Origin of the sequence: Lentzea californiensis (assembly GCF_024648825.1) — a bacterium.
Classification (GTDB): domain Bacteria; phylum Actinomycetota; class Actinomycetes; order Mycobacteriales; family Pseudonocardiaceae; genus Lentzea; species Lentzea californiensis.
Genome location: NZ_JANBBE010000001.1, coordinates 580,049 through 603,696, shown reverse-complemented (window position 1 = coordinate 603,696; position 23,648 = coordinate 580,049). Strand labels below are relative to the sequence as shown.

24 protein-coding genes, 1 tRNA gene and 1 pseudogene are annotated in these 23,648 nt (G+C 66.3%); 16 read left to right on the top strand and 10 right to left on the bottom strand.

Features of this window, described 5'->3' with window-relative positions; translation table 11 throughout:
• Window positions 1–54: 54 nt before the first annotated feature.
• A pseudogene (locus tag LX88_RS43485) lies at window positions 55–306 on the bottom strand (macro domain-containing protein); the annotation flags it as partial.
• Between the two features lie 120 nt (window positions 307–426).
• Between LX88_RS43485 and LX88_RS03275 the strand changes: the two are divergent.
• Both LX88_RS03275 and LX88_RS03270 read left to right on the top strand, forming a co-directional pair.
• Window positions 427–1,107 carry a DUF4241 domain-containing protein gene (locus tag LX88_RS03275; RefSeq protein ID WP_258946364.1) on the top strand — a complete coding sequence of 227 codons (681 nt, stop codon included), beginning with the start codon at window positions 427–429 and terminating at the stop codon, window positions 1,105–1,107.
• 57 nt (window positions 1,108–1,164) lie between these two features.
• Window positions 1,165–1,641, top strand: a complete 477-nt coding sequence (locus tag LX88_RS03270) for a DUF6328 family protein (protein ID WP_258946363.1) — start codon at window positions 1,165–1,167, stop codon at window positions 1,639–1,641.
• On the opposite strand, the gene LX88_RS03265 is transcribed toward LX88_RS03270, so the two are convergent.
• Window positions 1,606–2,301 carry a hypothetical protein gene (locus LX88_RS03265; protein ID WP_258946362.1) on the bottom strand — a complete coding sequence of 232 codons (696 nt, stop codon included), beginning with the start codon at window positions 2,299–2,301 and terminating at the stop codon, window positions 1,606–1,608. The genes LX88_RS03270 and LX88_RS03265 overlap by 36 nt on opposite strands.
• Before the next feature lie 159 nt (window positions 2,302–2,460).
• On the opposite strand from LX88_RS03265, the gene LX88_RS03260 reads away from it, so the two are divergent.
• Complete coding sequence (locus LX88_RS03260; RefSeq protein ID WP_258946361.1) at window positions 2,461–3,426, top strand: NAD(P)-dependent alcohol dehydrogenase; 966 nt, start codon at window positions 2,461–2,463, stop codon at window positions 3,424–3,426.
• Here the strand turns inward: LX88_RS03260 and LX88_RS03255 are convergent.
• A complete protein-coding gene (locus LX88_RS03255) occupies window positions 3,410–4,579 on the bottom strand; it encodes a serine hydrolase domain-containing protein (protein WP_258946360.1) in 1,170 nt (389 codons plus the stop codon). The genes LX88_RS03260 and LX88_RS03255 overlap by 17 nt on opposite strands.
• A gap of 247 nt (window positions 4,580–4,826) precedes the next feature.
• Between LX88_RS03255 and LX88_RS03250 the strand changes: the two genes are divergently transcribed.
• Window positions 4,827–6,218: an MDR family MFS transporter gene (locus LX88_RS03250; RefSeq protein ID WP_258946359.1), complete on the top strand. Its 1,392-nt coding sequence runs from the start codon at window positions 4,827–4,829 to the stop codon at window positions 6,216–6,218.
• Between the two features lie 395 nt (window positions 6,219–6,613).
• On the opposite strand, the gene LX88_RS03245 is transcribed toward LX88_RS03250, so the two are convergent.
• On the bottom strand, window positions 6,614–7,033 hold the full coding sequence (locus LX88_RS03245) for a hypothetical protein (protein ID WP_258946358.1): 420 nt from the start codon (window positions 7,031–7,033) through the stop codon (window positions 6,614–6,616).
• 39 nt (window positions 7,034–7,072) lie between these two features.
• Between LX88_RS03245 and LX88_RS03240 the strand changes: the two genes are divergently transcribed.
• Window positions 7,073–7,228: a hypothetical protein gene (locus LX88_RS03240; protein ID WP_258946357.1), complete on the top strand. Its 156-nt coding sequence runs from the start codon at window positions 7,073–7,075 to the stop codon at window positions 7,226–7,228.
• Between the two features lie 208 nt (window positions 7,229–7,436).
• On the opposite strand, the gene LX88_RS03235 is transcribed toward LX88_RS03240, so the two are convergent.
• Window positions 7,437–8,168 carry a hypothetical protein gene (locus tag LX88_RS03235; protein WP_258946356.1) on the bottom strand — a complete coding sequence of 244 codons (732 nt, stop codon included), beginning with the start codon at window positions 8,166–8,168 and terminating at the stop codon, window positions 7,437–7,439.
• 253 nt (window positions 8,169–8,421) lie between these two features.
• On the opposite strand from LX88_RS03235, the gene LX88_RS03230 reads away from it, so the two are divergent.
• The gene (locus tag LX88_RS03230; RefSeq protein WP_258946355.1) at window positions 8,422–8,988 is read left to right on the top strand and encodes an HD domain-containing protein; all 567 of its coding nucleotides are present in this window, start codon (window positions 8,422–8,424) and stop codon (window positions 8,986–8,988) included.
• Here the strand turns inward: LX88_RS03230 and LX88_RS03225 are convergent.
• Both LX88_RS03225 and LX88_RS03220 read right to left on the bottom strand, forming a co-directional pair.
• The gene (locus LX88_RS03225; protein WP_258946354.1) at window positions 8,973–9,446 is read right to left on the bottom strand and encodes an NUDIX hydrolase; all 474 of its coding nucleotides are present in this window, start codon (window positions 9,444–9,446) and stop codon (window positions 8,973–8,975) included. The two genes, LX88_RS03230 and LX88_RS03225, sit on opposite strands and share 16 nt — an antisense overlap.
• Before the next feature lie 10 nt (window positions 9,447–9,456).
• On the bottom strand, window positions 9,457–10,200 hold the full coding sequence (locus tag LX88_RS03220) for a DUF5919 domain-containing protein (RefSeq protein WP_258946353.1): 744 nt from the start codon (window positions 10,198–10,200) through the stop codon (window positions 9,457–9,459).
• 226 nt (window positions 10,201–10,426) lie between these two features.
• Here LX88_RS03220 and LX88_RS03215 point away from each other — a divergent pair, with 226 nt between their 5' ends.
• Genes LX88_RS03215 through LX88_RS03195 form a run of 5 tightly spaced genes read left to right on the top strand, consistent with a single transcriptional unit; the run spans window position 10,427 to window position 12,395 of the window.
• Window positions 10,427–10,813: a plasmid replication, integration and excision activator gene (locus LX88_RS03215; RefSeq protein ID WP_258947594.1), complete on the top strand. Its 387-nt coding sequence runs from the start codon at window positions 10,427–10,429 to the stop codon at window positions 10,811–10,813.
• 3 nt (window positions 10,814–10,816) lie between these two features.
• Window positions 10,817–11,017, top strand: coding sequence for a hypothetical protein (locus tag LX88_RS03210; RefSeq protein WP_090066052.1), 201 nt, complete (start codon window positions 10,817–10,819; stop codon window positions 11,015–11,017).
• Window positions 11,017–11,277 carry a hypothetical protein gene (locus tag LX88_RS03205; RefSeq protein WP_258946352.1) on the top strand — a complete coding sequence of 87 codons (261 nt, stop codon included), beginning with the start codon at window positions 11,017–11,019 and terminating at the stop codon, window positions 11,275–11,277. Before LX88_RS03210 ends, LX88_RS03205 begins: the two co-directional genes overlap by 1 nt.
• Window positions 11,264–11,524, top strand: coding sequence for an AMED_5909 family protein (locus LX88_RS03200; protein WP_258946351.1), 261 nt, complete (start codon window positions 11,264–11,266; stop codon window positions 11,522–11,524). Before LX88_RS03205 ends, LX88_RS03200 begins: the two co-directional genes overlap by 14 nt.
• A 37-nt stretch (window positions 11,525–11,561) precedes the next feature.
• A complete protein-coding gene (locus LX88_RS03195; protein ID WP_258946350.1) occupies window positions 11,562–12,395 on the top strand; it encodes a site-specific integrase in 834 nt (277 codons plus the stop codon).
• A gap of 63 nt (window positions 12,396–12,458) precedes the next feature.
• Here LX88_RS03195 and LX88_RS03190 read toward each other — a convergent pair.
• Window positions 12,459–12,534: transfer RNA gene (locus tag LX88_RS03190), tRNA-Lys, on the bottom strand.
• 287 nt (window positions 12,535–12,821) lie between these two features.
• Between LX88_RS03190 and LX88_RS03185 the strand changes: the two genes are divergently transcribed.
• Together LX88_RS03185 and LX88_RS03180 are read left to right on the top strand one after the other, a co-directional pair.
• On the top strand, window positions 12,822–13,940 hold the full coding sequence (locus tag LX88_RS03185; RefSeq protein WP_258946349.1) for a serine hydrolase domain-containing protein: 1,119 nt from the start codon (window positions 12,822–12,824) through the stop codon (window positions 13,938–13,940).
• Window positions 13,937–14,959: a serine hydrolase domain-containing protein gene (locus LX88_RS03180; RefSeq protein WP_258946348.1), complete on the top strand. Its 1,023-nt coding sequence runs from the start codon at window positions 13,937–13,939 to the stop codon at window positions 14,957–14,959. The genes LX88_RS03185 and LX88_RS03180 overlap by 4 nt, the downstream gene beginning before the upstream one ends.
• A gap of 2 nt (window positions 14,960–14,961) precedes the next feature.
• On the opposite strand, the gene LX88_RS03175 is transcribed toward LX88_RS03180, so the two are convergent.
• Window positions 14,962–15,870: a CobW family GTP-binding protein gene (locus LX88_RS03175; protein WP_258946347.1), complete on the bottom strand. Its 909-nt coding sequence runs from the start codon at window positions 15,868–15,870 to the stop codon at window positions 14,962–14,964.
• Between the two features lie 11 nt (window positions 15,871–15,881).
• The gene (locus LX88_RS03170; protein ID WP_258946346.1) at window positions 15,882–16,694 is read right to left on the bottom strand and encodes an LLM class F420-dependent oxidoreductase; all 813 of its coding nucleotides are present in this window, start codon (window positions 16,692–16,694) and stop codon (window positions 15,882–15,884) included.
• Between the two features lie 77 nt (window positions 16,695–16,771).
• On the opposite strand from LX88_RS03170, the gene LX88_RS03165 reads away from it, so the two are divergent.
• The 3 genes from LX88_RS03165 to LX88_RS03155 are packed head-to-tail and all read left to right on the top strand — an operon-like array spanning window position 16,772 to window position 23,642.
• Entirely contained in the window at window positions 16,772–17,299 is a 528-nt protein-coding gene (locus LX88_RS03165) for a hypothetical protein (protein WP_258946345.1), read from the top strand.
• 2 nt (window positions 17,300–17,301) lie between these two features.
• The gene (locus LX88_RS03160) at window positions 17,302–19,227 is read left to right on the top strand and encodes a flotillin family protein (protein ID WP_258946344.1); all 1,926 of its coding nucleotides are present in this window, start codon (window positions 17,302–17,304) and stop codon (window positions 19,225–19,227) included.
• The gene (locus tag LX88_RS03155) at window positions 19,224–23,642 is read left to right on the top strand and encodes a DNA repair ATPase (protein WP_258946343.1); all 4,419 of its coding nucleotides are present in this window, start codon (window positions 19,224–19,226) and stop codon (window positions 23,640–23,642) included. The genes LX88_RS03160 and LX88_RS03155 overlap by 4 nt, the downstream gene beginning before the upstream one ends.
• Window positions 23,643–23,648: the final 6 nt, after the last annotated feature.

Below are 23,648 nucleotides of genomic sequence, written 5' to 3'. Positions count from 1 at the left end.
CCGGAGGGACTCGGCGTAACAACGCGCGAGCACCTCGTCCTCGCCCTGCGTGCCGTCCTCCCAGACCGGCCCCACCGTGTGGATCACGTGCTTGACCGGCGCGAGGCCGAACGCGGGCGTGGCGACGGCCCTGCCCGGCTCGCACGGCGCCAGCCTCGCCCCCGCCTCAGCGAGCCCAGGGCCGGCCGCGCGGTGGATCGCCCCGTCGACTCCACCGCCACCGAGCAGCGACTCGTTCGCCGCCGTGACGATGATGTCGACTTGCTGTCGGGTGATGTCGCCGAGCACCACTTCGATCGTCCCCATGCTGACCAGCACGTCAGCGGATTCCTTGCGCTACCGGAGTCTTCACCGACGGCGAACACCCCGGTGCCCCGATCGGGTGTCAGGGGCTTCTGCCAACATGCAGTCGGAGGTGGCGTACCTGTGGGGGCGGTTGAACTGATCAGGTCCGGGTTCGAGCGGTTCTTCGTCGACGGGCCGGTGGGCAAGTCGACCGGCGGCGGAGAACAGCAGGTCATCAGCGTGCGGCAGGTGGGTGAGCTGGCTTTGCCGACGGGCAGGCTCGTGGCGGCCGACCCGTTCGTCGTGTGGCCGGACGACGCCGAGCCGTTCACCGACGTGGTCGAGCCGGGCAGCTACCCGGTGTCGGTCTCGCTGGTGTCGTACATCGACGGCGACGGCCTTCCCGACGAGCGGCAGGGTTACCGCGTCGCGGCCGCCAGGGTGACGGTGAAGGACGAGCCCGCGTACTCGTGGCGTCCGGCCGTGACGGCGGGCGAGCACGTGCCCATGCTGCCGGTGATGCCGGAGTTCGGGTACGACGTGAAGTCGAGCACCGGCGCGTTCTTCGACCTCGCCGCGGCTTCTGCGCTGGACCGGCTGGCCGGCGACGACGAGATGGGCAACTGCGACCTGATCGACGCGCTCGGCGCGGTGGGCGGCGGCCGTGGCCCGGCCAACGTGACCGACGCCAGGTCCGGGCTGAACGTCGTGGCGTTCTCCACGGGCTGGGGCGACGGCGTCTACCCCACGTGGGTCGGCCGCAACACCGCAGGCGACCCGGTCGCGTTCGTCACTGATTTCTTCGTGATCAACCGCGTCTAACGGCTCAGCCGTGCCATTTTGGCGTTTCAAGAGGTCAGAGGCGGGTATGCGGAGACGGTGAGCGAAGCAGAGGAGTCGGACCAGCACAGACTCGCCCGCAACCTCAACGAGCTCCTCCAAGAGCTCCGCGTGGCCCAGGCGGGCGTGCAGATCCTGTTCGGCTTCCTGCTCTCGATCGCGTTCACCGTGAAGTACGAGTCCGCCAGCGGCTACATCCGCGTCACCCACCTGGTCACCGTGCTGTGCGCCGCCGTGGCCGTCGCCTTCCTGACCGCCCCCGCCGCGTGGCACCGCGTCCTGTTCCGCCAGGGCCGCCGCGAGGAGGTGGTCCGCTCGGGCAACACGTTCGCCCTGACCGGCCTGGCCTTCCTGGCCCTGGCGATGACCGGCACCGTCCTGCTGCTCGCCGAGGTGATCCTGGGCGGCTGGCCGGCGATCCTGGTCGGCGCGCTGGCGTTCATCATCTTCGCCGGGCTCTGGTTCGCACTGCCGATCGCATCAGCCCATGGTGCTCAGGACGGCGAGCGCTCCTAGTCCCACCGCCACCGGCACCGCGATCAGCACGTTCTTCCTCGTGGGCCGCGGCTGCTCTCTCAGCACGTGGACGCCCAGCGGCACCAACGCGACGCACAGACCGACCGTGCCGACGACGGACAACACCTCGGTGCCCTTGAGCACGCCGAGCGGCAGCAACCCCATGGCCGCCAGCGCCACCGACCGCACCTTGCCGAGCACGCCGCCGCGGTACGTGCCGATCGCCAGCACGAACCAGCCGAACATGATCGTGAAGGACAGGAAGCTGAACAGGTGCAGGTCTCCGTACCCGCGCGCCACCAGTTCCGTGGCTCCTTCGACCCCCAGGTGCCTGGTGGCGCTGAACGCCGCCTGGTCGACGCCGGCGTGGAACGTCCGCTCGAAGAGCCCGACCGTCACCAGCACCCCGCCCCAGGCCGCCCACCTGGGACTCCGGGCCCCGATCCGGTCGGCCAGGTGCGCCACCGCCGCCCACATCACGACGTTGCCCGCCAGAAATGCGGTGTAGGCGGCCTGCACCAACCCCGGATGCTCGGCCACCGCCCGCAACTGCTCGGGGAAGAAGAAGTGGAACGGCGACCGCAACAGCGTGCCCGCCAGCAACAGCACCGGCCCGGCGATCAGCGCCGCGCCCCCAACCCACCCGTTCGGAAACCTCATGGCCGTAGACGCTGTCACCGTCGCGACGACTTCTGATCGGCCCGCGGTCCGACTCGCCTCTCGGCCCGTGGTCCTAGACCCCTAGGTGGCACCCTGCTTTCTCCCTGATTCCCGGAACCGTTTCCCCGCAACGGGTCCGGCGGTCTCTACCGTCAGCACATGAGAGCCGCCGTGCACACGAGCTTCGGCCCGCCGGACGTCGTCCAGGTGGTGGAGAGACCACTCCCCACCCTGCGTCCCGGCGACGTCCTGATCAAGGTCCACGCCACGACCGTGACCTCGGCCGAGTGCGCCATGCGCCGAGGGGAACCGTTGTGGGGCCGCGTGATCCTCGGCCTGCGCCGACCGCGTGCGGCGCTGCGCACCCTGGGCCTCGAGGTGGCCGGCGTGGTGGACTCGGTGGGTTCCGCGGTGACGGGTTTCCAGGTGGGCGACGAGGTCTTCGGCTTCACCGGTTTCGCGTTGGGCGCCCACGCCGACTACGTCCGCCTCCCCGCCACCGGCTCACTCGCTCTGATGCCTTCGAGCCTGACCTTCATAGAAGCCGCCGCCGCGGTGGACGGCGCCACCACGGCCATGTTCTTCCTGCGCGACAAGGCGAAGGTCCGGCCTGGTGACCGGGTCCTGATCAACGGCGCGTCCGGCAGCATCGGCACCTACGCCGTCCAACTGGCCAAACACCTGGGCGCCACCGTCACCGCGGTCTGCGGCCCGTCGAACGTGGAGCTGGTGAAGTCGCTCGGCGCCGACGAGGTCATCGACTACACCGCACACGACTTCACCGACGACGTGGACAGCTACGACGTCGTCTTCGACACGGTGACCAAGTCCTCGTTCCGCGCGTCCCGACGTTCTCTGCGCGCCGGTGGCACATACCTCCCGACCACCGGTCTCGCGAACAACCTCTGGGCTCTGTGGACCGCGTTGCGCGGCGGCAAGCACGTCATCGTCGGCATGTCCGTCAACAAACGCGCGACCTTGCCCGTGATCAGCTCCTTGCTGGACGACGGAACGCTGCGCGTGATCGTCGACCGCACCTATCCTCTGGCGCGGATAGCCGACGCACACCGCTACGTCGACGCGGGTCACAAGCGCGGCAACGTCGTGGTCACCGTGGCGGAGTGATCCGGTAGGCCGCCGACCCGTTGTGCAGGAACCGCGCCCGCCCGCTCCCGTCCTCGCCGACCAGCGAGAAAACCTGGAAGCCATCGCTCGTGGGAGTCACGGCGATGACCGAGCTGTCGCCGTGCCGCACGACCTCGACGCGTTTCGCCCGGCCGAGTCCGGTGCGCGGCTGGTAGACGAGGACAGCCCGGCTGTCCTCGGTGGTGAGCGTGATGTCGTACAGCTGGTTGCGATAGGTGCCGCGCATCCAGTCCGCGATCGGTCCGGGCTCCGCTGCGGGCGTCGGTGGCGTCTCGATGCTCTTCAGCACTTCGGCGAAGACTTCACGCGCCAGCAGTTCGCTGTCCGCGCTGTTGGCCAGCACGGCCACCGCGGTTCCGAAGTCCGGCACCACGCGCAGGAAAGCCTTGTGCCCCTTCGCAACCCCGGTGTGGCCGACAACGCCGTCCCGGTAGAGCATCCACCCCAGTCCCCATCCGAGGACCCCGCTCCCGAAGTCCGGCACGGCCTCGACCTGGGTGTCCCGCAGCACTGCGAGTTTCGGGTCGTCGAGGTGCAGCCGCACGAACCGCAGCAGTTCCCGAGCGCTCATCGCGAAGTCCGACGCGCCGGGCGCCGTGCCGTGACCCACCTCGGTGACGACCGTCTTCAGTTTCAAGGGCTCCACCAGGCGTTCGCGCAGCACGTCGTGGAACGGCCTGCCGCTCAGCACCTCCACCAACCTGCCGAGCACCACGAACCCGCTGTTGGAGTACGAAAACACCGTGCCGGGCGGGATGGGGTGCTCCGCCGCCGCGAGTGCGCTGGCGTACCGCGCGAGCGCGTCGTCACCGTGCCCGATGCCGAAGAAGTGGTTGCTGTCGAGCCCGCCCATGTGCGTGAGGAGATGACGCGCCGTGAGTGCCGGTGTGAACCCAGGCAGGTAGCGGCAAATCGGGCGATCGAGGTCCATCCGCCCTTCGTCCACCAGCCGCTGCACGAGCGTCGCCGTCCAGATCTTGGTGATCGAACCGATCCGGAACGCGGAGTCGCTGGTGACCTGATCTCCGCTGCCGGACACACCTGCGGCCTCGTCCCGGATCTCCCCGCCCGTGAGCACGGCCACCTGGGCGCCCGGCACGTCGTACTTCGCGATCAGCTCGCCCAACCCCATGCGAAAAAACTACGGACGACCGTGTCGATTCGAGGTCTGGCCGTTCGACGCACAGGTAGATGGACCGGAAAACCGGGATGAGACCTACGCGGTGATGAGAGAGACTCGGACGTACCGATGAGTTCCTCCGACGCTGCAGGTCTTCTCCGGTGTCACGAAGAACCTGATGCCAGCTACCGAGTGAGGGCCTGACATGCCTGCTGCGACACAAGACCGGCCTACCGCCCAAGCGGGCAAAACACCGCTGGTGGTGCGTCTGCTGGTGCTGGCGACGTTCGTCGTGATCCTCAACGAAACGCTGATGATCAACGCGATCCCGCGCCTGATGGAGTCACTGCACGTGACCGAACAGGCCGCCCAGTGGGTCTCCACCGCGTTCATGCTCACCATGGCCGCAGTGATCCCCGTCACCGGCTGGTTCCTGCAGCGAGTCACCACCCGCCAGGGCTACGCGATCGCGATGGGCGTCTTCCTGGCCGGCACGGCCCTCTCCGCCGTGGCGCCGACGTTCACGATCCTGCTGCTCGGCCGAATCGTGCAGGCCGCAGGCACGGCCGTGATGATGCCGCTGCTGATGACCACGCTGATGACCGTCGTCCCGGAACAGGACCGAGGCCGAGTCATGGGCAACGTGACCCTGGCGATCTCGGTGGCCCCGGCCCTGGGCCCGGCCATCTCCGGCCTGATCCTGCAACTGGGCTCCTGGCGCCTGCTCTTCGTAGCCGTCCTGCCGATCGCCGGCGCCGTGACGTACTTCGGCCTCCGCCACCTGGACAACATCGGCGAACCCCAGGTCAGCACCCTCGACTGGGCCTCGGCCGCCATGGCCACCCTGGGCTTCGGCGGCCTGGTCTACGGCCTGAGCCTCTTCGGCGAAGGCAAGTCCAACCTGGGCCCGAGCATCGGCATCGTCATCGCGGGCGCAGCCCTCATCGCGTTCTTCGTCCTCCGCCAGCTCAAGCTGCAGCGAACCGGCGCCCCGCTGATGGACCTCCGCACCCTCACCCACCGCACCTTCGCGCTGTCACTGGCCCTCATGTGCATCGCGTTCCTGGCGATGATGGGCTCGATGATCCTGCTGCCGCTCTACCTGCAGAACCTGCGAGGCCTGACCCCGTTGCAAACGGGCCTGCTCCTCATGCCCGGCGGCCTCGCCATGGGCATCCTCGGCCCGAAGGTGGGACGCATCTACGACCGCCTCGGCAGCCGCCCCCTGGTGATCCCGGGCTCCATCGGCATCGTGCTCTCCCTGGCAGGCTTCACCCAGATCTCGATGACCATGCCGTACTGGCAGGTCCTGGCCCTGCACGCCCTCCTGATGGTGAGCCTGGCAGCAACCTTCACCCCGATCTTCACTCTGGGCATGGGCGCCCTCCCGCCGAACATGTACCCGCACGGCAGCTCGATCCTCGGCACCCTCCAGCAGGTGGCAGCAGCCCTGGGCACCGCCCTGGTCGTCACCGTGATGTCGGCCCGCGCCACCAGCCTGGTCGCCTCGGGAGCCGCTGCGGGAGCGGCGCAGTTGAGCGGCATGAGGCTGGCGTTCGTGATCGCAACGGTCTTGGCCGCGGCGACGATCGTCGTGGCGTTCCTGCTGCCGAGCCGCACCACCACGTCCGGTGACGTGGTGGCCCACTGACTTGCGTGGCTCCTACGGCGTTGGCACGTTGGAATCGTTCAGTCCAGCCCTGAACTTCGTTCGGTGGCAAGGCGACTGGGCAGCGGGACTGCACTTTTGAATGCGAAACCCCCAGGCCTGTGACCTGGGGGTTTGGTGGGCCGCCAGGGACTCGAACCCTGAACCCGAGGAGTAAGAGCCTTCGCTTGGCGTTGTTCGCCGATCTTCCTCGACAGTGCTCGCTACCTGCGCAGATGCGGTCTTGATCTGAGCACTGTGGACAGTCGCTTTGCGACGTTTATCGACGTTTTACGAGACTAAAGCGCATCATGATCTTGGTCCTTCTGGGCCGCCTACACTCCTGTCCTCGTTCCGACCAGAGTTTCCGATCGCGCCCAGTGCGGAAGGCAACAGGTTCAAGCCTGAGGTTGTGTACGGCTGACGACTGCAGCGGCCATGAGCGCTACGAGGTTGTCGGTCCAGCAGTCCGACTCCTTGGTGGCGACCTCGGCACCGCAGCCTGCGCAGACGAGGTTGGGGCCGTCTTGGCCGTCAAGTCCGCAGCAACCGTTGCGCCGCCTGGCGTCGGGATGCAGAGCAGTGCCTGGCACGTCGTCAGGATGCAGGATGAACAGCGTGGCGTCGTAGTTGATCACGTAGGTGCCCTGCGCTACCTGCGGTTCTGCGATACGAGGGGTGGACAGGTCATCACCAGCCAAGAATGCCTCTGACTGCAGGAGATCGCCGGTGAGGGGGTGCTCGCAGTTCGCGCAGGCGTAGAGGGTCACCGGGACATTGTGCGGAATCATGACCATGCCTTGGTCGAGATCGTTCACCTCGGCCGGTGATGCTGGGTAAAAGTACTCGTTTCAGCCTTGACGCAGCTTCGCCGGCCGTTGTCATGCTGCGGCGTTGGGTGGCTCGGCCTGGGGCTCGTCGAGCACTTCCGCGGCTTCGTCCAGTGCCTGATCGGTGGCAAGGCGGCGCAGCCGTCGCGGCAGTCGAGCGCCGTGCGCCGTCGGCTGCGGTGACCATGCTGGCGCTCGTGGGGAGCCGGGGACGAATCAAGCTCGGATCGGGTGAGCCGTCGGCTGGTGCGTGAGGTCCGGCGCGCAGCGCCACCCGGCCGACCGGCGCAGCGAAGCGGATGCCGGGAGTGCCGGGATGGATGCTGATGCAGCGCAAGACCGCGCGCCGCCAGAGGCGGCGCCTTGATCCTGTAGAGAGAAATTCGGCAAGTCAGCCACGGAAGTGAGGATCAAAAAGGCGATAGTCGAAGGAGTCACTTGGGCTATCGATAGCTGGTCCCGGAAGGTCGCTAGCGAGAACGGTACTCTCCGCTTCCAACGCTATCTCTGATTCTGTCTCCTCTATTATCTCTCGTAGCGCGGCTAGATTATTCTGTCCTTGCTCGTGCAGCTTGAAAAGATCATTAAGTTGAAAATAGTTCGATGCGTCTGCCTGCTCGGCAATGTGATCTTCGATCTTTTCGATCACGCGAGCGTTCCATTCCGCTGAAGCCTGAAAGTATTTAAGTCCATTGCGGCGACGCGCTTGGAGGTTTGTAAGTTTAGCTCGGAGGCGCTCGCGTTGAGCCTCTCGGAAGGATAGTCTAAATTTCAGCTGGGTCAGCCGAACCCCGAACCATGCAGTTGTGGTGCCAGTGGTGAAGAAGACCATCGCCGGACTAATGATTAGAACACCGATGCAAGCGGAGATTGAAAGCTCAACTGCAACAAACGCCCACCAGGCTTTGAAGCCAGGTGTTCGGAGCGCGTAGAAACAGAGCATCTCTGTGGCTCCGAGCATGAAAAGAGTGGTCGCGTATTGAATACTCATTATTGAATTCAATAGCGGATGCTTGACAGGATCAACCTGTTCGCGAAGTGACCTACCTTCGATAATGATTGCTGCGGCGAGAACTGGGGCCACGGTGGCGGCGGCTGCCCAGTAGTCCGGTTCTGGTTTCAAGTAGGCTCCTGTGGACCGTGAAGCGGTTGCGAGAACTTTCTGAACGATCTATCGCGTGTAGCGCTTTTTCGTTAGCAGCGCTGCCGGCATGAGTGGTACTGAAGTACGTTAAGCTGCGTTCTGGCAGAAAAGGTGGTGAGCTACCTTATCCGCAAGTTCGCGAGAAGAAAAGCTCGACTATCTCACTTCGCGCAATATTCAATATTGTAGTTTGACGACAACGTGCTGGTCTTTATTGGTTATGGGGTGCGCGATGGAAAACCTGTCCTCGTGGGCGTATGGGATAGCTAAGGATGAGTTGGCGGATAATCTTCCTCGACGGTGGAAGCACGTGCAGAGTGTGGCGCGCCGAGTGGATTTCGCATCAATCGTCGTTGGGGAAGATTCCAATTTCTTGATTGCGTCTGCCCTGTTGCATGATATCGGCTATGCTCCTCGGCTGGCTTCTACGGGATTTCATCCTCTAGACGGAGCACGGTTTTTGCGTGAACAGGGTGCGCCGTTGAGATTGTGTGGGTTGGTTGCGCATCACTCATGCGCCTACAAGGAAGCCGAGCTGCGGTCGCTGTCGGCGGAGCTGTCAGAGTGGGTTGACGAAGAAACGGTGCTTCGTGATGCGCTGTGGTGGGCTGATATGACCACGACACCCGATGGGGACTTGACGAATGTGCATGATCGGATTGAGGAGATCCAGAAGCGCTACGGGCCAGAGGATCTGGTGACGTTCTTCATTCGGCAGGCGAAGCCTGAGTTGGTCGCTGCGGTTGAGCGAACGGAGGAACGTCTCCGCGCGGCGGGAGTCGACTACACCGCGAAGTAGGGCGTCGATCGCTCTTTGAACCCGTGCTCGATCCGGAGTCGGATGGACGGGTGGATGTTGAGCGCGTCGAGGTCTCCGCGGCTTACCCAGTGAACTTCGCTGGACTCGTTGCTCGTGCGCAGTTCGCCACCGATCAGCCGCGCCCGGAAGCAGATGGAGAACTGCTGCCGTACCTCGCCGTCTGTGTAGGCGATGACGTGCGCGGGGTCGGAGTAGACGCCGATGATGTCGACGGGCTCGACATCGATCCCGGTCTCTTCCTTGACCTCGCGGGTGACGGTGTGGCCGATGGTCTCGCCGACGTCCTGGGCTCCGCCGGGGATCGAGTACAGGTCGTTGTCGGTCCGCCGGATCATCAACAGCCGGCCTTGCTCGTCCTGCACGAACGCCGTCACCGCGACGACGATGTTGGTCGCCTTCGGTGCGTTCGGGTCGTTGTAGTGATCAGTGCGAGCCATGCCTACCTGCCTACCACTTCGGCGGCTTCGCGCCATCCCAGACGCCCTGGAAGCTCTCGGCGTACGTCTCGAACAGGTCCCCGCCGGACAACCGCCGCAGATGCAGGACTGGGGCGTGAGCTGCCATGAAGCCGTGCACGTGCGTGTTGACGAGCATCTCGTCATCGAAGCGGTAGATCGAGTTGTAAAGCGTCGTGCCGTGAACCCGGATCTCCACGCCGGACACCTCGGCCAACGGCTTGTAGACCGCGAGGGCGTTGCGGATCTTCGCGCCAAGCGTGGTCTTGCCGATGCCTTCTTCCTCGCTGCGGCGGGCGACCTCTCGGCTTGCGGGGTCCCCGAGTAGCAAGCGGATCTTGACGCCGCTCTCTGCCTTCTGTCGTAGCGTCTTGATCAAGGCTGGGTTGTCCACGAGGAACATGCCGGCGTAGACGAGGATCGAGATGCTGATCTTGGACTGCTCGATCAGGTGTCCCCAGATGTCCTGCGGTACGGCGTGGCGGTGTGCGTAGACCTGCACGACCTCGGACTCGTTGATCTCTTTCTTCTTCTCCGGCGCGACGGCATCTGGCCAAAGGTAGGTTTCCGTCTCGCGGACCATCGCGGCGATGGCGTGTCGGTGGCGTGGGTACGGCGTCCGGTCCTGCGTGATCCACCGTTCGACGGTCTTCGGGTCTACGCCGGTTGCCTTGGCTACTTCATCGAAGCCCAAAGTGTTGCGCAGCAACGCATCCCGCAGGCGTTGGTTCGGCATGACCTACCCCCGTACAACTAGGGACGACTTCAATGTAGCCGAGACGTCTGTAGTTGTCCTGTTGTGTGGTGTTGACGTCCTCTCGATTCGTCGAAAGTCGTAGGTGTCGAGATGTCGGGGAGTGGCCCCGACCGGCACAAACGTCAAGAGAACGACGATGGCGATCACAGGTGGGAGCAGGTTCCCGGCGGGTCACGACTTCGTGTTTCCGAGGGGCGCGCTCGTGATGGGCGTCGAGCCGGTGCTCAAGTTCCAGTCGGCTGAGGAGCGCGCCAAGGGCCTTCCCGTCGAGCAGGAGAAGGACAAGGAGACCGGTCAGCTCGTGTGGTCCGTCCTGGTGATCGACCAGGCTGCGGAGCGCAAGGCGGACGCTGCGGTCACGGTCAAGATTTCGGCGCCTCACCAGCCGGTGCCGCCGGAGGCGATTCCGGGTACGGACATCCGCCCGGCGATGTTCGAGGGCCTGACGGTGACGCCGTGGATCGATGACAAGGGCTGCCGTGGTGGCCACGTCGGTGAGCGTCACCGCTGTCGGGCGAAGCTGGGCTACAGCCTGCGGGCCACCGGTATGAAGGCCATCGTCGCGGCTAAGTCCGCACCTAAGGCGGCGTGATCCGTGCCCGACTTGATGCGTCTGCACCTGACGGCGAACCTGCCGATCCGGGTGGAACCGCTCGTCTTCGCTGGACGGGTCGAGTTCCGGCTGGGCAACGCGTTCCCGGCCGTCCTGGTGGTCGACGCGGAAGCGCTGCCCCGGCTTGCTGAGGCGGTCGCGGAGGGTCAGACGGCTCTCGATGCGGCGCGAGGTGGTCAGTGATGGGGTTCAACGCCACCTGCACGCCAGGTCAAGACGCGGGCGCGGCCATGATCCGCGTGACGCCTGAGGTTCCGGCGCTGGCCATCTACCTCGACCCGGTCAACATCGCGATCCAGCTTCCGCCCTTCCCTGGTGGCTCGGACGTGCTGATGCGGTTCTGCCGGGAGTTGTCGCGCGAGGCGGCCAAGCTGGCCGATCACCTCGACAACCAGGAAGGGCGTCACGCGCTCGCGGAGGAGGCTCCCGATGTCCTCGGCTGAGGCTATGCACTGGGGCCTGGCTGAGCAGGCCCGGACGCTGAGCGAGGCGCACGACGTGTTGAGCAAGCTCATGCCCAACCCCAAGGCCGCTCCCGCTGTTCTGCGGGACTACTACCTCCGCTCGGCCGCCATCTACGCGCGAGTCACTGAGACCGATCGCAGCCACCACCACGAGGCCATGTACTGGGCAAACCGTGAGCGCGAGAAGGGGGAGGCGATCAAGGTCACGAAGACGGCGAAGAAGTAGCAGAAGTCTTCTCGTCGGCATCGATCCCAAGGGCGGCATGGAGCTTGGGCAGTGCCCGGACGCATTCGAGAAGGTCATCTACGACAACGGTCCGGAAGCTGTTGCCCTGCCTGAAGAAATCGCCGCAGAGATCAAGGAACGCGCCTTTCGGGACCGAGGTATCAGGCGGCTGTGGGCGCGCAACAACCCGGTCGGGGAGGTGGAGCCGCTGGAGGCTGGCCGCAAGAAGAGTCCGCGGGCTCTAACGCTGGAAGAACGAATCCTCTGGCTGGAGATGCTGGAGTCCGATCCGAAGGCCGTAAAGCGGGACCTGCCTGATCTCTCGCGCTTCATGATGGCCACGGGCGTCCGCATCGGTGAGGCGTTGGCCGTCTACTGGGAGGACGTCGACTTCGAAGCCGGCACGGTCGCCGTGAACTACACGGTCATCCGGGTCAAGGGCGTCGGGCTGATCAGGAAGTCGACCAAGACGGAGGCTGGTGAGCGCACGCTTCTGCTGCCTCAGTGGGCGCTCGACATGCTGCGGCGGAGGCATAAGGCCACCAGCTTCCCGAACGGGCCGGTCTTCCCAGACGCCCTCGGCGGGCTCCGTGACCCGTCCAACACCCGGAAGGACCTCCGGGCGGCTCGAGGCGGGGACGAGTTCGCCTGGGTGACCTCGCACGTCTTCCGGAAGACGGCGGCGACCATCCTCGATGAGTCGGGGCTCTCTGCGAGGCAGGTCGCGGACCAGTTCGGCCACGCTCGGCCGTCGATGGCGCAGGACACCTACATGGGTCGCAAGACGGTCGATCGACGTGCTGCTGATGCCCTGGAAGGGGCGCTCGGAAAGCCCAGAGAAGATCAGACGGAAGACGACGAAGTTGAATGACCAGCGGTTTTGTGTGGGGAGGGTCCACCAAAGCGAAACCCCCAGGCCTGTGACCTGGGGGTTTGGTGGGCCGCCAGGGACTCGAACCCTGAACCCGAAGATTAAAAGTCTCCTGCTCTGCCAATTGAGCTAGCAGCCCTCGCCGGACAGCCTACCGATCTCCACCTCCGCATGTCCTCCGGGTTCCCAACCTCTCAGCGACGCCTCGCAGCCCGTGCTCAACTACCCCGCGCACCTGCACGGCGAGCCCAGGCGACGTTGCAGTTCGCCGGCACGACGGTCGACGGCGAGTCGTCGAACGTCTACCCGCTGCTGCGGAGTGACGGAGGTAGAGCCTGCTCCACCCCCAGAACGGAAGCGTGCGTGACTGCGCCGGCACCACCCTGATTGGCAACCTGTTCTCACCACGGCAAGGGGAGGCACAGGATGAAGAAGACGCTGGTAGGCGTGCTGGCAACGGCCATGTTGTTCACCGGGACGGCGATGGCCGCGCCGGCGAGCGACGTGCAGAAGCAGCTTGACGGGCTCACGAAGCAGCACGAGTTCCCGGCGGCGCTGGCGACGATCACCGACGGCAACGGGCGGACGATCGGCTACACCTCCGGGACGTCTGAGCTGAACAAGCGCACTCCTGTTCCGAGGAACGGGCAGGTGCGTGCCGGGTCCAACACCAAGGCGTTCGTCGCCGCGGTGGTCATGCAGCTCGTCGGTGAGGGCAAGGTCGAGCTCGACAAGCCGATCAACCACTACCTGCCGGGTGCGATCAAGGACGACCGGATCACGGTGCGGCAGTTGCTCAACCACACCAGCGGGCTTGCGAACTACACGAACTACATGGGGCTGGAGAAGTTCGAGGAGCAGCGGCACCGCTACTTCGAGCCGCGTGAGCTGCTCGACATCGGCAACGCGCATCCCGTCACCAACCAGCCTGGCGAGAAGTTCAAGTACAGCAACACGAACTACGTGCTGCTGGGTCTGTTGATCCAGAAGACGACCGGGCGTCCGGTCGCGGAGAACGTCGACCAGCGCATCGTGCGGAAGCTGAACCTGAACGACACCTACTGGCCCGGTGTGGGTGAGCAGGGCATTCGCGGCAAGCATGCGCACGGGTACTCCAAGACCGGCAACGGCATCGAGGACGTCACCGAGATGGACCCGTCGTGGGGCTGGGCGGCCGGTCAGATCATCTCCACCACCAAGGACCTCAACACCTTCTACCGCGGGCTGTTGAAGGGTGACCTGGTGAAGAAGGCGCAGCTGGACGAGATGAAGAAGACCGTCGACACCGCGGGTGAGATGTGGCCGGGCGTGGAGTACGGGCTCGGCATCGCGAGTGCGCCGTTGTCCTGTGGCGGACGGTCTTGGGGTCACGGCGGCGACATCCACGGTTACGAGACTCGGGGCGGCGTCACGGACACCGGCAGGGCGTTCTCCGTTGCTGTCACCGCGTTGCCCGGCACGTTCCAGGACACGCCGGAGGAAGCCGGTAAGGCTCACGACGCCGTTCTGGCCACTGTGGACGCTGCTCTGTGTGGTGCCAAGTGATCGCGGTTGCCGCGCTCACGGCGCTGACTCTCCTCGTCCCGCAGCAGCTCGACCAGATCGTCAAGGACGGCACGCCCGGCGTTGAGGCTCATGTCGGCGGGCGCGATCACGCCAGGGGGAACGCGCCGGTCAACGGGCAGGTGCGCATCGGGAGCATCACCAAGTCGTTCGTGGCGGTGGCCACGCTCCAGCTCGTCGCTGAGAACGGGGTCGAGCTCGACAAGCCCGTCAACCGGTACGTGCCGCACATCAAGGACAGCCGCATCACCGTGCGCCAGGTCCTGCAGCACACCAGCGGGTTGCCGGACTACGTCATCCAGGTCGGCGTTCCGAAGATCGCCGACATCCGCGACAGGTACTTCTCGCCGCACGAGCTGCTGGACGTGGCCCTGAGTCAGTCGCCGAGCTCCCAGCCGGGTGAGAAGTACGAGTACAGCAACACGAACTACGTCGTCGCCGGGCTGCTGATCCAGAAGGTCACCGGACGGCCGGTCGGCGAGGCGATCCAGAAGGTCATCACCAAGGCCGGGCTCAAGGACACGTACTGGCCGAACCAGGGCGAGCAGCGCATCCGGGGCCGGCACGCCCAGGCCTATGCGCTGAGCGACCTGCTCGACCCGAAGTCGAAGGTGGTCAACGCGACGGAGATCGAGACGTCCGCCGCCTGGGCTTCCGGTGCGATGGTCTCCACGCCCGCCGACGTCGCCAAGTTCTACAAGACGCTGCTGCAGGGCGGTCTTCTCGCGAAGCCGCAGCTCGACGAGATGCGCAGGACCGTCGCGGTCGACGAGAAGAGCGCCTACGGGCTCGGCCTGGAGAGCACCAAGCTCAGCTGCGGCGGAGTGTGGTGGGGGCACGGCGGGTCGATCCACGGCTGGGCGTCGCTCGGCGGTGCTACCGACGGCGGCAAGAACGCGGCGGTCACGCTCACCGCTCTGCCCGGCACGTTCGGGGACGACCCGGCGAAGAAGTTCCAGCAGGTGTTCGACGTGATCGACACCGCGCTCTGCAAGAAGTGACGTCAGCGGGCGTACCGGAGCACCCAGAGCATGTCCTGCTCGGTCACCGGTTCGTCCGCGACGCACGCCATCAGCCAGTCCGTCAGCGCCTCCGGATCGATGCCCGCCCCGATCAGCACCAGCTGAGTCGGGGCGTCGTCGACTGGCGTGAACGAGACGTACGCGCCGACGGTGTGGAGCATGAACGTGCCGAGGGGGAACCGCACGAAACCCTTGGCGCGGAACAACCCGTCCGGCCGCGCGCTCAGGAAGTCCATGAACAGCTTGGGGTGCAACGGATCCGGGAGTTCGAAGGACACGCTGTCGTAGGAAGCGTGCGCGTGTGCGGAGTGGTCGTCCAGATCGTCGAACGACAGCTGGCGCGGGCCCGTGTCCGGCGGCCGCACCTCGAACAGCAACGCCGGATCGATCTGGCCGAAGGTCACCGGAAGCACCGGCGCCGAACAAGGTAGGGAAGGCAACGCCGAGACCCGGTCGACCTTGTTCAGCACCACCAGGTCCGCCAACGTGAGATCACGTTCCAGATGAGGCACGGCGTCGAGCTCCACCGCGTCGACCACGTAGATCAGCCCGCCGTACGACACCCCCGGCGCCTGCAACACCATCCGCACCATCGCCGCCGGCTCGGCCAGACCGGACGCCTCGATCACGATGACGTCCAGGTCGGCCGAGGCCAGGCGGGTCAGCATCCCGTCCAGCTCGGTGCCGTCGACGGCGCAGCACAGGCAGCCGTTCGACAGAGACACCATCGAGTCGACCTGGGCCGAGACGGCGAAAGCGTCGATGTTGATCTGCCCGAAGTCGTTCACCACGACGCCGATCCGCGTGCCGCCGGACGTGCGCAGCAGGTGGTTGAGCAGGGTGGTCTTGCCGGAACCGAGGAAGCCGGCGAGCACGACGACGGGGATCACGACGTTCCAGGCTAGCGGGTGAACTCCGCGTTCCTCTCCAGCACCTCGTCCACGGTGCCGTCGAACATCGGTGGGTAGATCACCAGCTCGTCCACGCCGAGGTCCTCGTACTCCCGCACCACCGCGGCCGACAGCGGGACCTGCGCGGACACGCTGATCCGGAAGCCGTCAGGGCGCTCGGGGAACCGGGCGAGGTGGCCCCTGACGTCGTCCGGCGTCCCGATGCCGAACCAGCCCTGCCCGCGCGTCACCGCCCGCCGGAACGCCGAGGGGCTGTGCCCGCCGACGACCACGCGCACGTTCGACGGACGCGGATGGGCGTCGATGTCGGAGAACGACACGAACTTGCCCGAGAACGAGGGTGCCGGGGCGTGCCACAGCTGGTCCATCGCGTCCAGGTACTCGTCGGTCCGTGCGCCTCGATCGTCGAACGAGACGCCGATCGCGTTCATCTCCTGCGGGATGTAACCCGCGCCGACGCCGAGCGTGAACCGCCCGCCGCTGAGCAGGTCGAGCGACGCCACCTGTTTGGCGAGCACCAGCGGGTTGCGCTGGGGCAGGATCACGATTCCGGTGGCGAGCTCCAGCGTGGACGTGACCGCCGCCACGTAGCTCAGGTGGGCCAGCGGATCCACGATCACGGTGTCCGGTTCGGACGGTGACGGGTCGACGCGCGGTGACGGCAGCACCACGTGGTCGGACGCCCACCAAGATCGATAGCCGAGTGATTCCGCCAGTTGGGCGAGCCGCCGCGTTTCGTCCGGCCCTGCCGTGTCGCCGATGTTGAGCCCCTGCACCCCGATGTCCATGATCGAGTAAACCATCGATTTCCATCGATCATTCCCGAAAGTGCAACGGATCAGGCACTTCGCGCATCAGAATGACGAGAAGGGGGGCGATGATGACCGAGTTCCTGGCTGCCGCGCTGGCGTTTCCGACTGTGGTGTTCAGCTTTCTGTTGCTGATAGTGCTGGCTTACTGGCTCACAGTGGCGTTGGTGGGCCTGGACTTCGACGCCCCGGTGATGCCGATCTCCATCTCGATGTTCGTCGTGATCACGTGGTTCGCCGCGCTGGTCGGCACGGTGCTCACACCAGAAGGCTCGCTCCGGTACGCCATCCTCGCCGGATCGCTGCTCGTGGGCGCGCTCGTCACGAAGATCCTTCTCATCCCGGTCAAGAGTTGGACGAAACCGGAGAAACCGGCTTCCCGCAACGACTTCGTGGGCCGCACCGCGATCGTCAGGACGTCCAGGGTCACCGAGCGGTACGGGCAGGCCGAGGTGACCGCCGACGACGGCGGCACGGCGGTCGTGCAGGTGCGAGCGGCGCAGAGCACCGAACTGATGGCGGGCCAGACCGCGCTGATCTTCGACTACGACGCTGAAGGCGAGTTCTTCTGGGTCGTGGACATCACCACAGGGGGCTGACAATGGGTGCGATCTCCACAGGGCTGATCGTGATGATCGCCTTGATCGCGGTAGTGCTGATCTTGGCGTTGATCACGCTGAGCAGACTGTTCAAGAAGTGCGAGCAGGGCAAGGCACTGATCGTCTCGAAGATGCGCAAGGTCGACGTGACCTTCACGGGAACCGTTGTGCTCCCTGTGCTGCACAGGTGCGAGACGATGGACATCTCGGTGAAGACCATCGAGATCCGCAGGGCCGGCAACGAGGGCCTGATCTGCAAGGACAACATCCGCGCGGACATCCGCATCACGTTCTTCGTGCGGGTCAACAAGACCGTCGAGGACGTCATCAAGGTCGCGCAGGCGATCGGCACCGAGCGCGCGAGCCACGAGGGCACGCTGCAGGAGCTGTTCAACGCCAAGTTCTCCGAGGCGCTCAAGACCGTCGGCAAGCAGCTCGACTTCGTCGACCTCTACACCCACCGCGACGAGTTCCGCGACCGGATCGTGCAGGTCATCGGCACCGACCTCAACGGCTACAGCCTCGAGGACGCGGCGATCGACTACCTGGAGCAGACGCCGCTCAAGCAGCTCGACCCGGCGAACATCCTGGACGCGCAGGGCATCCGCAAGATCACCGAGCTGACCGCGATCGAGCACGTCAAGACCAACGAGTTCACCCGCAACGAGGAGAAGGAGATCACGCGCCAGAACGTCAGCGCGCGTGAGGCGATCCTCGAGCTCGAACGACGCCAGGCCGACGCGGAGATCAAGCAGAAGCGCGCGATCGAGACCGCCCGCGCGCAGCAGGAGGCGGAGACGCAGAAGGTGCAGGCCGAGGAACGCCTCAAGGCCAACACCGCGTTCATCCGCACCGAGGAGCAGCTCGGCATCCAGACCGAGAACAAGGCCCGCGAGATCGCCGTGGCCGAGAAGAACCGCGAGCGCGTGATCGCCGTCGAGACCGAGCGCATCGAGAAGGACCGCATGCTGGAGGTCATCGCCCGCGAACGCGAGACCTCGCTGCGCTCGATCGAGAAGGACAAGGAGCTCGAGCACGAGCGCCGCGCGATCGCCGACCTGGTGCGCGAGCGGGTCGCCGTCGAGAAGACGGTGGCCGAGCAGGAGGAGAACATCAAGCGCCTGCGTGCGGTCGAGGAAGCCGAGCGCGACCGCCAGCAGATCATCATCAGGGCCGAGGCCGAGGCGCAGGAGTCGCTGGTCAAGGACATCAAGGCCGCCGAGGCCGCGGAACAGTCCGCGCAGCACAAGGCCCGCGAGGAGGTCGTGCTCGCCGAGGCGCGCAACAAGGCCGCCGAGCTGGACACCCGTTCCAAGATCCGTCTCGCGGAGGGCACGCAGGCCGAGGCCGCTGCGAAGGGCCTGGCGGACGCACTGGTCAAGGAACGCGACGCCGCCGCGTCCGAGGCGTTCGGCCGCGCCGAGGCCGTCGTCGACCGCGAGAAGGCTCTCGCCGACGCCGAGGGCATCAAGGAACGCCTCAAGGGCGAAGCGGAAGGCCTGTCGCACAAGGCGGAGGCGATGGCCGCGCTCGACACCGCGACCCGTGAGCACGAGGAGTACCGCCTGCGTCTCGAAGCGGAGAAGGAGATCCGGCTCAGGGGCATCGACGTGCAGCGCGAGATCGCCGAAGCCCAGGCCATGGTCCTCGCGGCCGGCCTGGAGAAGGCCGACATCGACATCATCGGTGGCGACACGATGTTCTTCGACCGGATCGCGAGCTCGATCACCGCGGGCAAGCAGGTCGACGCCTTCGTCGGCGGCTCGGACGTCGTGCAGTCGCTGGGCTCCAAGTGGATGGACGGCTCGGCGAACTTCCCCGAGGACCTGACCAAGATCCTCAGCTCCTTCACCACGGGTGACGCGCAGAACATCGCCGCCGCCATCGCGCTCACCCAAATGGCCAAGAACAACGGCCAGAACGCATGACCGTTCTCGACGCCGGCACTTATGAGGTGCTGCGGGCCCGGCTGGCCGAGCAGGCGGCCGGGCTCGCGAGAGGCACCGAGGCGCTGAACGCCCAGCGCGTCGAGACGTTCGGCAGCACGGCCCTCGAACTCGTCGCCACCGAACGCATCCGCACCGAGAACAACTGCGTGCCGCGTGACATAGTCGCGCTCGGCGACGTGATGCTGTTCGGCTACAACGTGTTCATGGGCCTCAAGCCCGAGACCAAGGTCAACGACGTCTTCGCGGTGCACGGCAGGGACTTCGCCGCGGTCGAGGCGGAGTTCCTGCAGGACCCGAGGTTCCGCAACGACTTCGCGGAGCTGTACCGGTACTACCGCGAAACGCGGCTGCTCCAGCTGCGCACGGTCGAGTCGCGGCTGCTCGCGGTGTTCCAGACCGGCGCGCAGATCGAGGACCTCCGCGTGCTGCGCTGGGACGTCAAGGTCGACGGCACGGTCACGTACGTCGACAACAGGGGCGACCGCGACCACGTCTTCCCACCCTCGCACGACTTCACGTGGGTCGAGACGACCCGCGAGCAGCACGTGCTGGGCCGGCACCCGCACATCGCGATCGAGGACGAGGTCTTCGTCGAGACGGTCGGCGGCACGCTGACCGTCAAGATCGAGAACAACACCGAGTCCGGCCAGGGCGTCTACGAGGAGCCCGTCGACGAACCGTTGCAGAGCCTCGCGGACGCCGACGTGCACTACGCCCGCGTCGGCCCGCTGATCCTGTTACGCGTCCTGCCGTACAAGGAAACGGCGTGGCGGCACCTCGTCTTCAACACCCGCACCAAGGTCGTGACCCGCCTCGACGGCATCGGCCAGGCCTGCCAGCGCCTGCCGGAGGACCAGGGGATCATCTTCCCCGGCGGCTACTACCTGGTCACGGGCGCGGACAAGACGTTCGACGTCGACACCGCCGAGCTGGAGTTCGAGCGGGTCGTCCGGTCCGCGAACGGCGAGGACGTGCTGTTCGTCTTCCACGCCCGCCGCGAGGGCCGCAGCCTCCTGCTGCCCTACAACGTGATCCGCAAGGAAGTCGCCACCCCCATCACCTGCCACGGCTACTCGCTCTTCGCCGACGGCACGCTGGTGGTGTTCCGCGAGACCAGCTCAGAGGCCGTGCGCGTGCACCCGATGCAGGTGTGGCGCACGCCGTTCGTCGTCGACGAGGAACTGCCGGACCAGGCGGGCCCGCTCGCCCGCATCGGCAACGCCGAACTCGTCCGCGGCATCTCGGACTGCCTGTCCATCACGAAGATGAGCGCCGAGATGACCCCGAGCGTGCCGGTGTTCGAGGGCCTGATCGCCCTGTGCACCAGGGTGATCGACAGCGTCCACTGGCTCGACGAGCTGGGGCTCAAGCAGGACGTCCAGGCCGTGCGCGCCACGGCCGAGCAGGTGCTGGACGAGTTCGAGGCCGTCCGCACGCTCACCGAGCACGCCGCCGAGCAGCTCCACCAGGCCGCGGAGAAGCTGGCGAGCCTGATCAGGCTCGCCAGGTCGGCGGCACCGCGCAGCGCCGACGAATGGGTCCGCCTGCTGGCTGACCTGCGGTCCGCCCAGGGCCGGCTGATCACCCTCAAGGACCTGAAGTACGTCGACGTCGAGGAGATCGACCGGCGCGAAGCCGAACTGGTCGAGGAACTCGGTGCGTCCGCCCGCAGGGCTGTTGCGTTCCTCAGCGGCGAGGGCGCGTTCTCCCAGTACCACGCGGAGATCGAACAGATCGCGGCCGCGGAGCTGCAGACCGCCGCCGAGGCGAAGCCGTTGCGCGAACGGCTCGCGCAGCAGCAGGCCGGGCTGGAGGTGCTGACCGAGGTCGTCAGCACCCTCGACGCCGCCGACACCACGACCCGCACGCAGATCCTGGCGAGCATCGGCGAGGTGCTGGCCGCGGTCAACCGCGCACGCGCCACTGTGGACGGTCGCCGCGCCCAGCTCGCGAACGCCGAGGGCCGCGCCGAGTTCGCCGCGGAGTTCGCGCTGCTCGGCCAGGCCATCACCGGCGCGCTGTCGGTCGCGGACTCCCCGCAACGGTGCGACGACCAGCTCGGCAGGTTGTTGCTGCAGCTGGAGAACCTGGAGTCGCGGTTCGGCGAGTTCGACGACTTCCTCGCCCAGGTCGGCGCCAAGCGCACGGACGTCTACGAGGCCTTCTCCGCCCGCAAGCAGACGCTGCTCGACGAACGCGCCCGCAGGGCCGACAGGCTCGTCCAGTCCGCGGAACGGGTGCTCGGCACGATCCGACGCCGCGTCGGGAAGCTGACCTCGAACGACGAGATCAACACGTACTTCGCCGGCGACCCGATGGTCGCCAAGGTCCGCGCCGTCGCCGAGCAGCTCAGGGAACTAGGCGACGCCAGGGCCGACGAGCTCGACGCGAGTCTGCGCGACGCCCGGCAAGAGGGAGGCCGGGCGCTGCGTGACCGGGCCGATCTGTACGACGGCGCGTCGATCGTGCTCGGTCGTCACCGCTTCCCGGTGACGACCGAGCCGATGAACCTCACCCTCGTCCCGCGCGACGGCAGGCTGTTCTACGCGGTCACCGGCACCGACTACCGCAGCGAGGTCACCGACCCCGCTTTCGAGGCCACCAGGCCGTTCTGGGACCAGCTGCTCGTCTCGGAGACGCAGCACGTCTACCGCTCCGAGCACCTCGCGGGGAGTCTCCTCGCCGAGGGCCGTACCGACGTCACGAACGCCGCCGCGGAACGCTACGACGAGGGCTACGAGAAAGGCGTCCACGACCACGACGCCGAGAAGATCCTCGCTGTCCTGCAACGACTCCATGCTGGCGCCGGACTGCTCAGGTATCCGCCGCGCAACCGCGCCGAGGCGCAGGTCTTCTGGTCCGAGCAGCCCGAGGAGCAACGCGCGGTGTGGGCGCGCAAGGCCGAGTCGCTGGCCCGTGCCCGCACGATCTTCGGTGGCACGCACGGGATTCCGGAGCTGTGCGGGCAGTTCGGGCTCGAAGACCTCACCGCCGAGTACCTGTTCGAGGAACTCGCCTGCGAGCCCAGGGGGTTCGTCACCAGCAAGGCCGCCCGTGCGGTGATCGACAGGTTCCGCGGCGTGGTCACCGAGGAACTGCACGACCGCGACCTGATCGAGGCGTGGCTCAGCGCGTTCCTGAAGGACGAGGACTGCCCGGAGTTCCCCGAGGTCGTCGCGATCCTGCTGACCGACCTGCCGCGCTACGACTCCAGCGCTGCGCTGACCGAAACCGTCACGGGCCTGCTCGGCACGCACCCCCGTGTGCGGCAGCAGTCGATGGAACTGCGCCTCGACGAGACCCTGACCAGGCTCAGGGCCTTCACCACCGAACAGGTACCGGCGTTCCGCGCCTACCAACGCCGGCGCGACGAGCTGCTGGCCGCGGAACGCCGCAGGCTCAGGCTCGACGACTACCAGCCGGGCGTGCTGAACACGTTCGTGCGCAACAGGTTGCTGAACGAGGTCTATCTGCCGTTGATCGGCGACAACCTCAGCAAGCAGCTGAACGACGGCACCGGTCTGCTGATGTTGATCTCCCCGCCCGGCTACGGCAAGACGACGTTGATGGAGTACGTCGCGAACCGCCTGGGCATGGTGTTCGTCAAGGTCAACGGCCCGGCTCTGGGCACCGGCGTCACCTCGCTCGACCCGGAGGAGGCACCGAACGCCACCGCGCGCCAGGAGGTCGAGCGGATCAACTTCGCGTTCGCCCTGGGCAGCAACGTCCTGCTGCACCTCGACGACATCCAGCACACCTCACCGGAGCTGCTGCAGAAGTTCATCTCGCTGTGCGACGCCCAACGCAGGGTCGAGGGTGTCTGGGACGGCGAGCCGCGCACGTTCGACCTGCGGGGCAAGCGCTTCGCCGTGTCGATGGCCGGCAACCCGTACACCGAGACCGGCCGTGCGTTCCGGGTGCCCGACATGCTCGCGAACCGCGCGGACGTGTGGAACCTGGGCGACGTGCTGTCCGGCCGCGACGCGCTGTTCGCGTTGAGCTACCTGGAGAACGCGTCCGGCTCGAACCCGACTCTGGGCGGTGTCGACGTGGAACCGTTGGTGCGCCTAGCGAACGGCGAGAGCGTCCGGCACGAGTACGAGACCGTCGAGCTCGAACGCATGCTGTCCGTCGTGCGGAAGCTGCAACGGATCCAGCAGGTCGTGCTCAAGGTCAACCAGGCGTACATCGCGTCGGCGGCGGACCCGAGCGAGCGGCCGTTCCTGCTGCAGGGCAGCTATCGCAACATGATCAGGATGGCCGCGCGCATCGTGCCGGCGATGAACGACGACGAGGTCGAGGCGTTGATCGACGACCACTACCTCGGTGAGGCACAGCTGCTCGGCGCGCTGGCGGAAGCGAACCTCGCGAAGCTAAGGGAGCTCAAGGCCTAGGACACG

Bases quoted from the DNA above. Each gene is read 5' to 3' on its own strand.
- LX88_RS03260 (WP_258946361.1), top strand. From the start codon at position 2,461: ATGAGAGCCGCCGTGCACACGAGCTTCGGCCCGCCGGACGTCGTCCAG.
- LX88_RS03155 (WP_258946343.1), top strand. From the start codon at position 19,224: ATGACCGTTCTCGACGCCGGCACTTATGAGGTGCTGCGGGCCCGGCTG.
- LX88_RS03265 (WP_258946362.1), bottom strand. From the start codon at position 2,301: ATGAGGTTTCCGAACGGGTGGGTTGGGGGCGCGGCGCTGATCGCCGGG.
- LX88_RS03225 (WP_258946354.1), bottom strand. From the start codon at position 9,446: ATGGCTCGCACTGATCACTACAACGACCCGAACGCACCGAAGGCGACC.
- LX88_RS03215 (WP_258947594.1), top strand. From the start codon at position 10,427: ATGGGCGTCGAGCCGGTGCTCAAGTTCCAGTCGGCTGAGGAGCGCGCC.
- LX88_RS03255 (WP_258946360.1), bottom strand. From the start codon at position 4,579: ATGGGGTTGGGCGAGCTGATCGCGAAGTACGACGTGCCGGGCGCCCAG.
- LX88_RS03185 (WP_258946349.1), top strand. From the start codon at position 12,822: ATGAAGAAGACGCTGGTAGGCGTGCTGGCAACGGCCATGTTGTTCACC.
- LX88_RS03165 (WP_258946345.1), top strand. From the start codon at position 16,772: ATGACCGAGTTCCTGGCTGCCGCGCTGGCGTTTCCGACTGTGGTGTTC.
- LX88_RS03205 (WP_258946352.1), top strand. From the start codon at position 11,017: ATGGGGTTCAACGCCACCTGCACGCCAGGTCAAGACGCGGGCGCGGCC.
- LX88_RS03160 (WP_258946344.1), top strand. From the start codon at position 17,302: ATGGGTGCGATCTCCACAGGGCTGATCGTGATGATCGCCTTGATCGCG.
- LX88_RS03220 (WP_258946353.1), bottom strand. From the start codon at position 10,200: ATGCCGAACCAACGCCTGCGGGATGCGTTGCTGCGCAACACTTTGGGC.
- LX88_RS03195 (WP_258946350.1), top strand. From the start codon at position 11,562: ATGGAGCTTGGGCAGTGCCCGGACGCATTCGAGAAGGTCATCTACGAC.
- LX88_RS03230 (WP_258946355.1), top strand. From the start codon at position 8,422: ATGGAAAACCTGTCCTCGTGGGCGTATGGGATAGCTAAGGATGAGTTG.
- LX88_RS03200 (WP_258946351.1), top strand. From the start codon at position 11,264: ATGTCCTCGGCTGAGGCTATGCACTGGGGCCTGGCTGAGCAGGCCCGG.
- LX88_RS03170 (WP_258946346.1), bottom strand. From the start codon at position 16,694: ATGGTTTACTCGATCATGGACATCGGGGTGCAGGGGCTCAACATCGGC.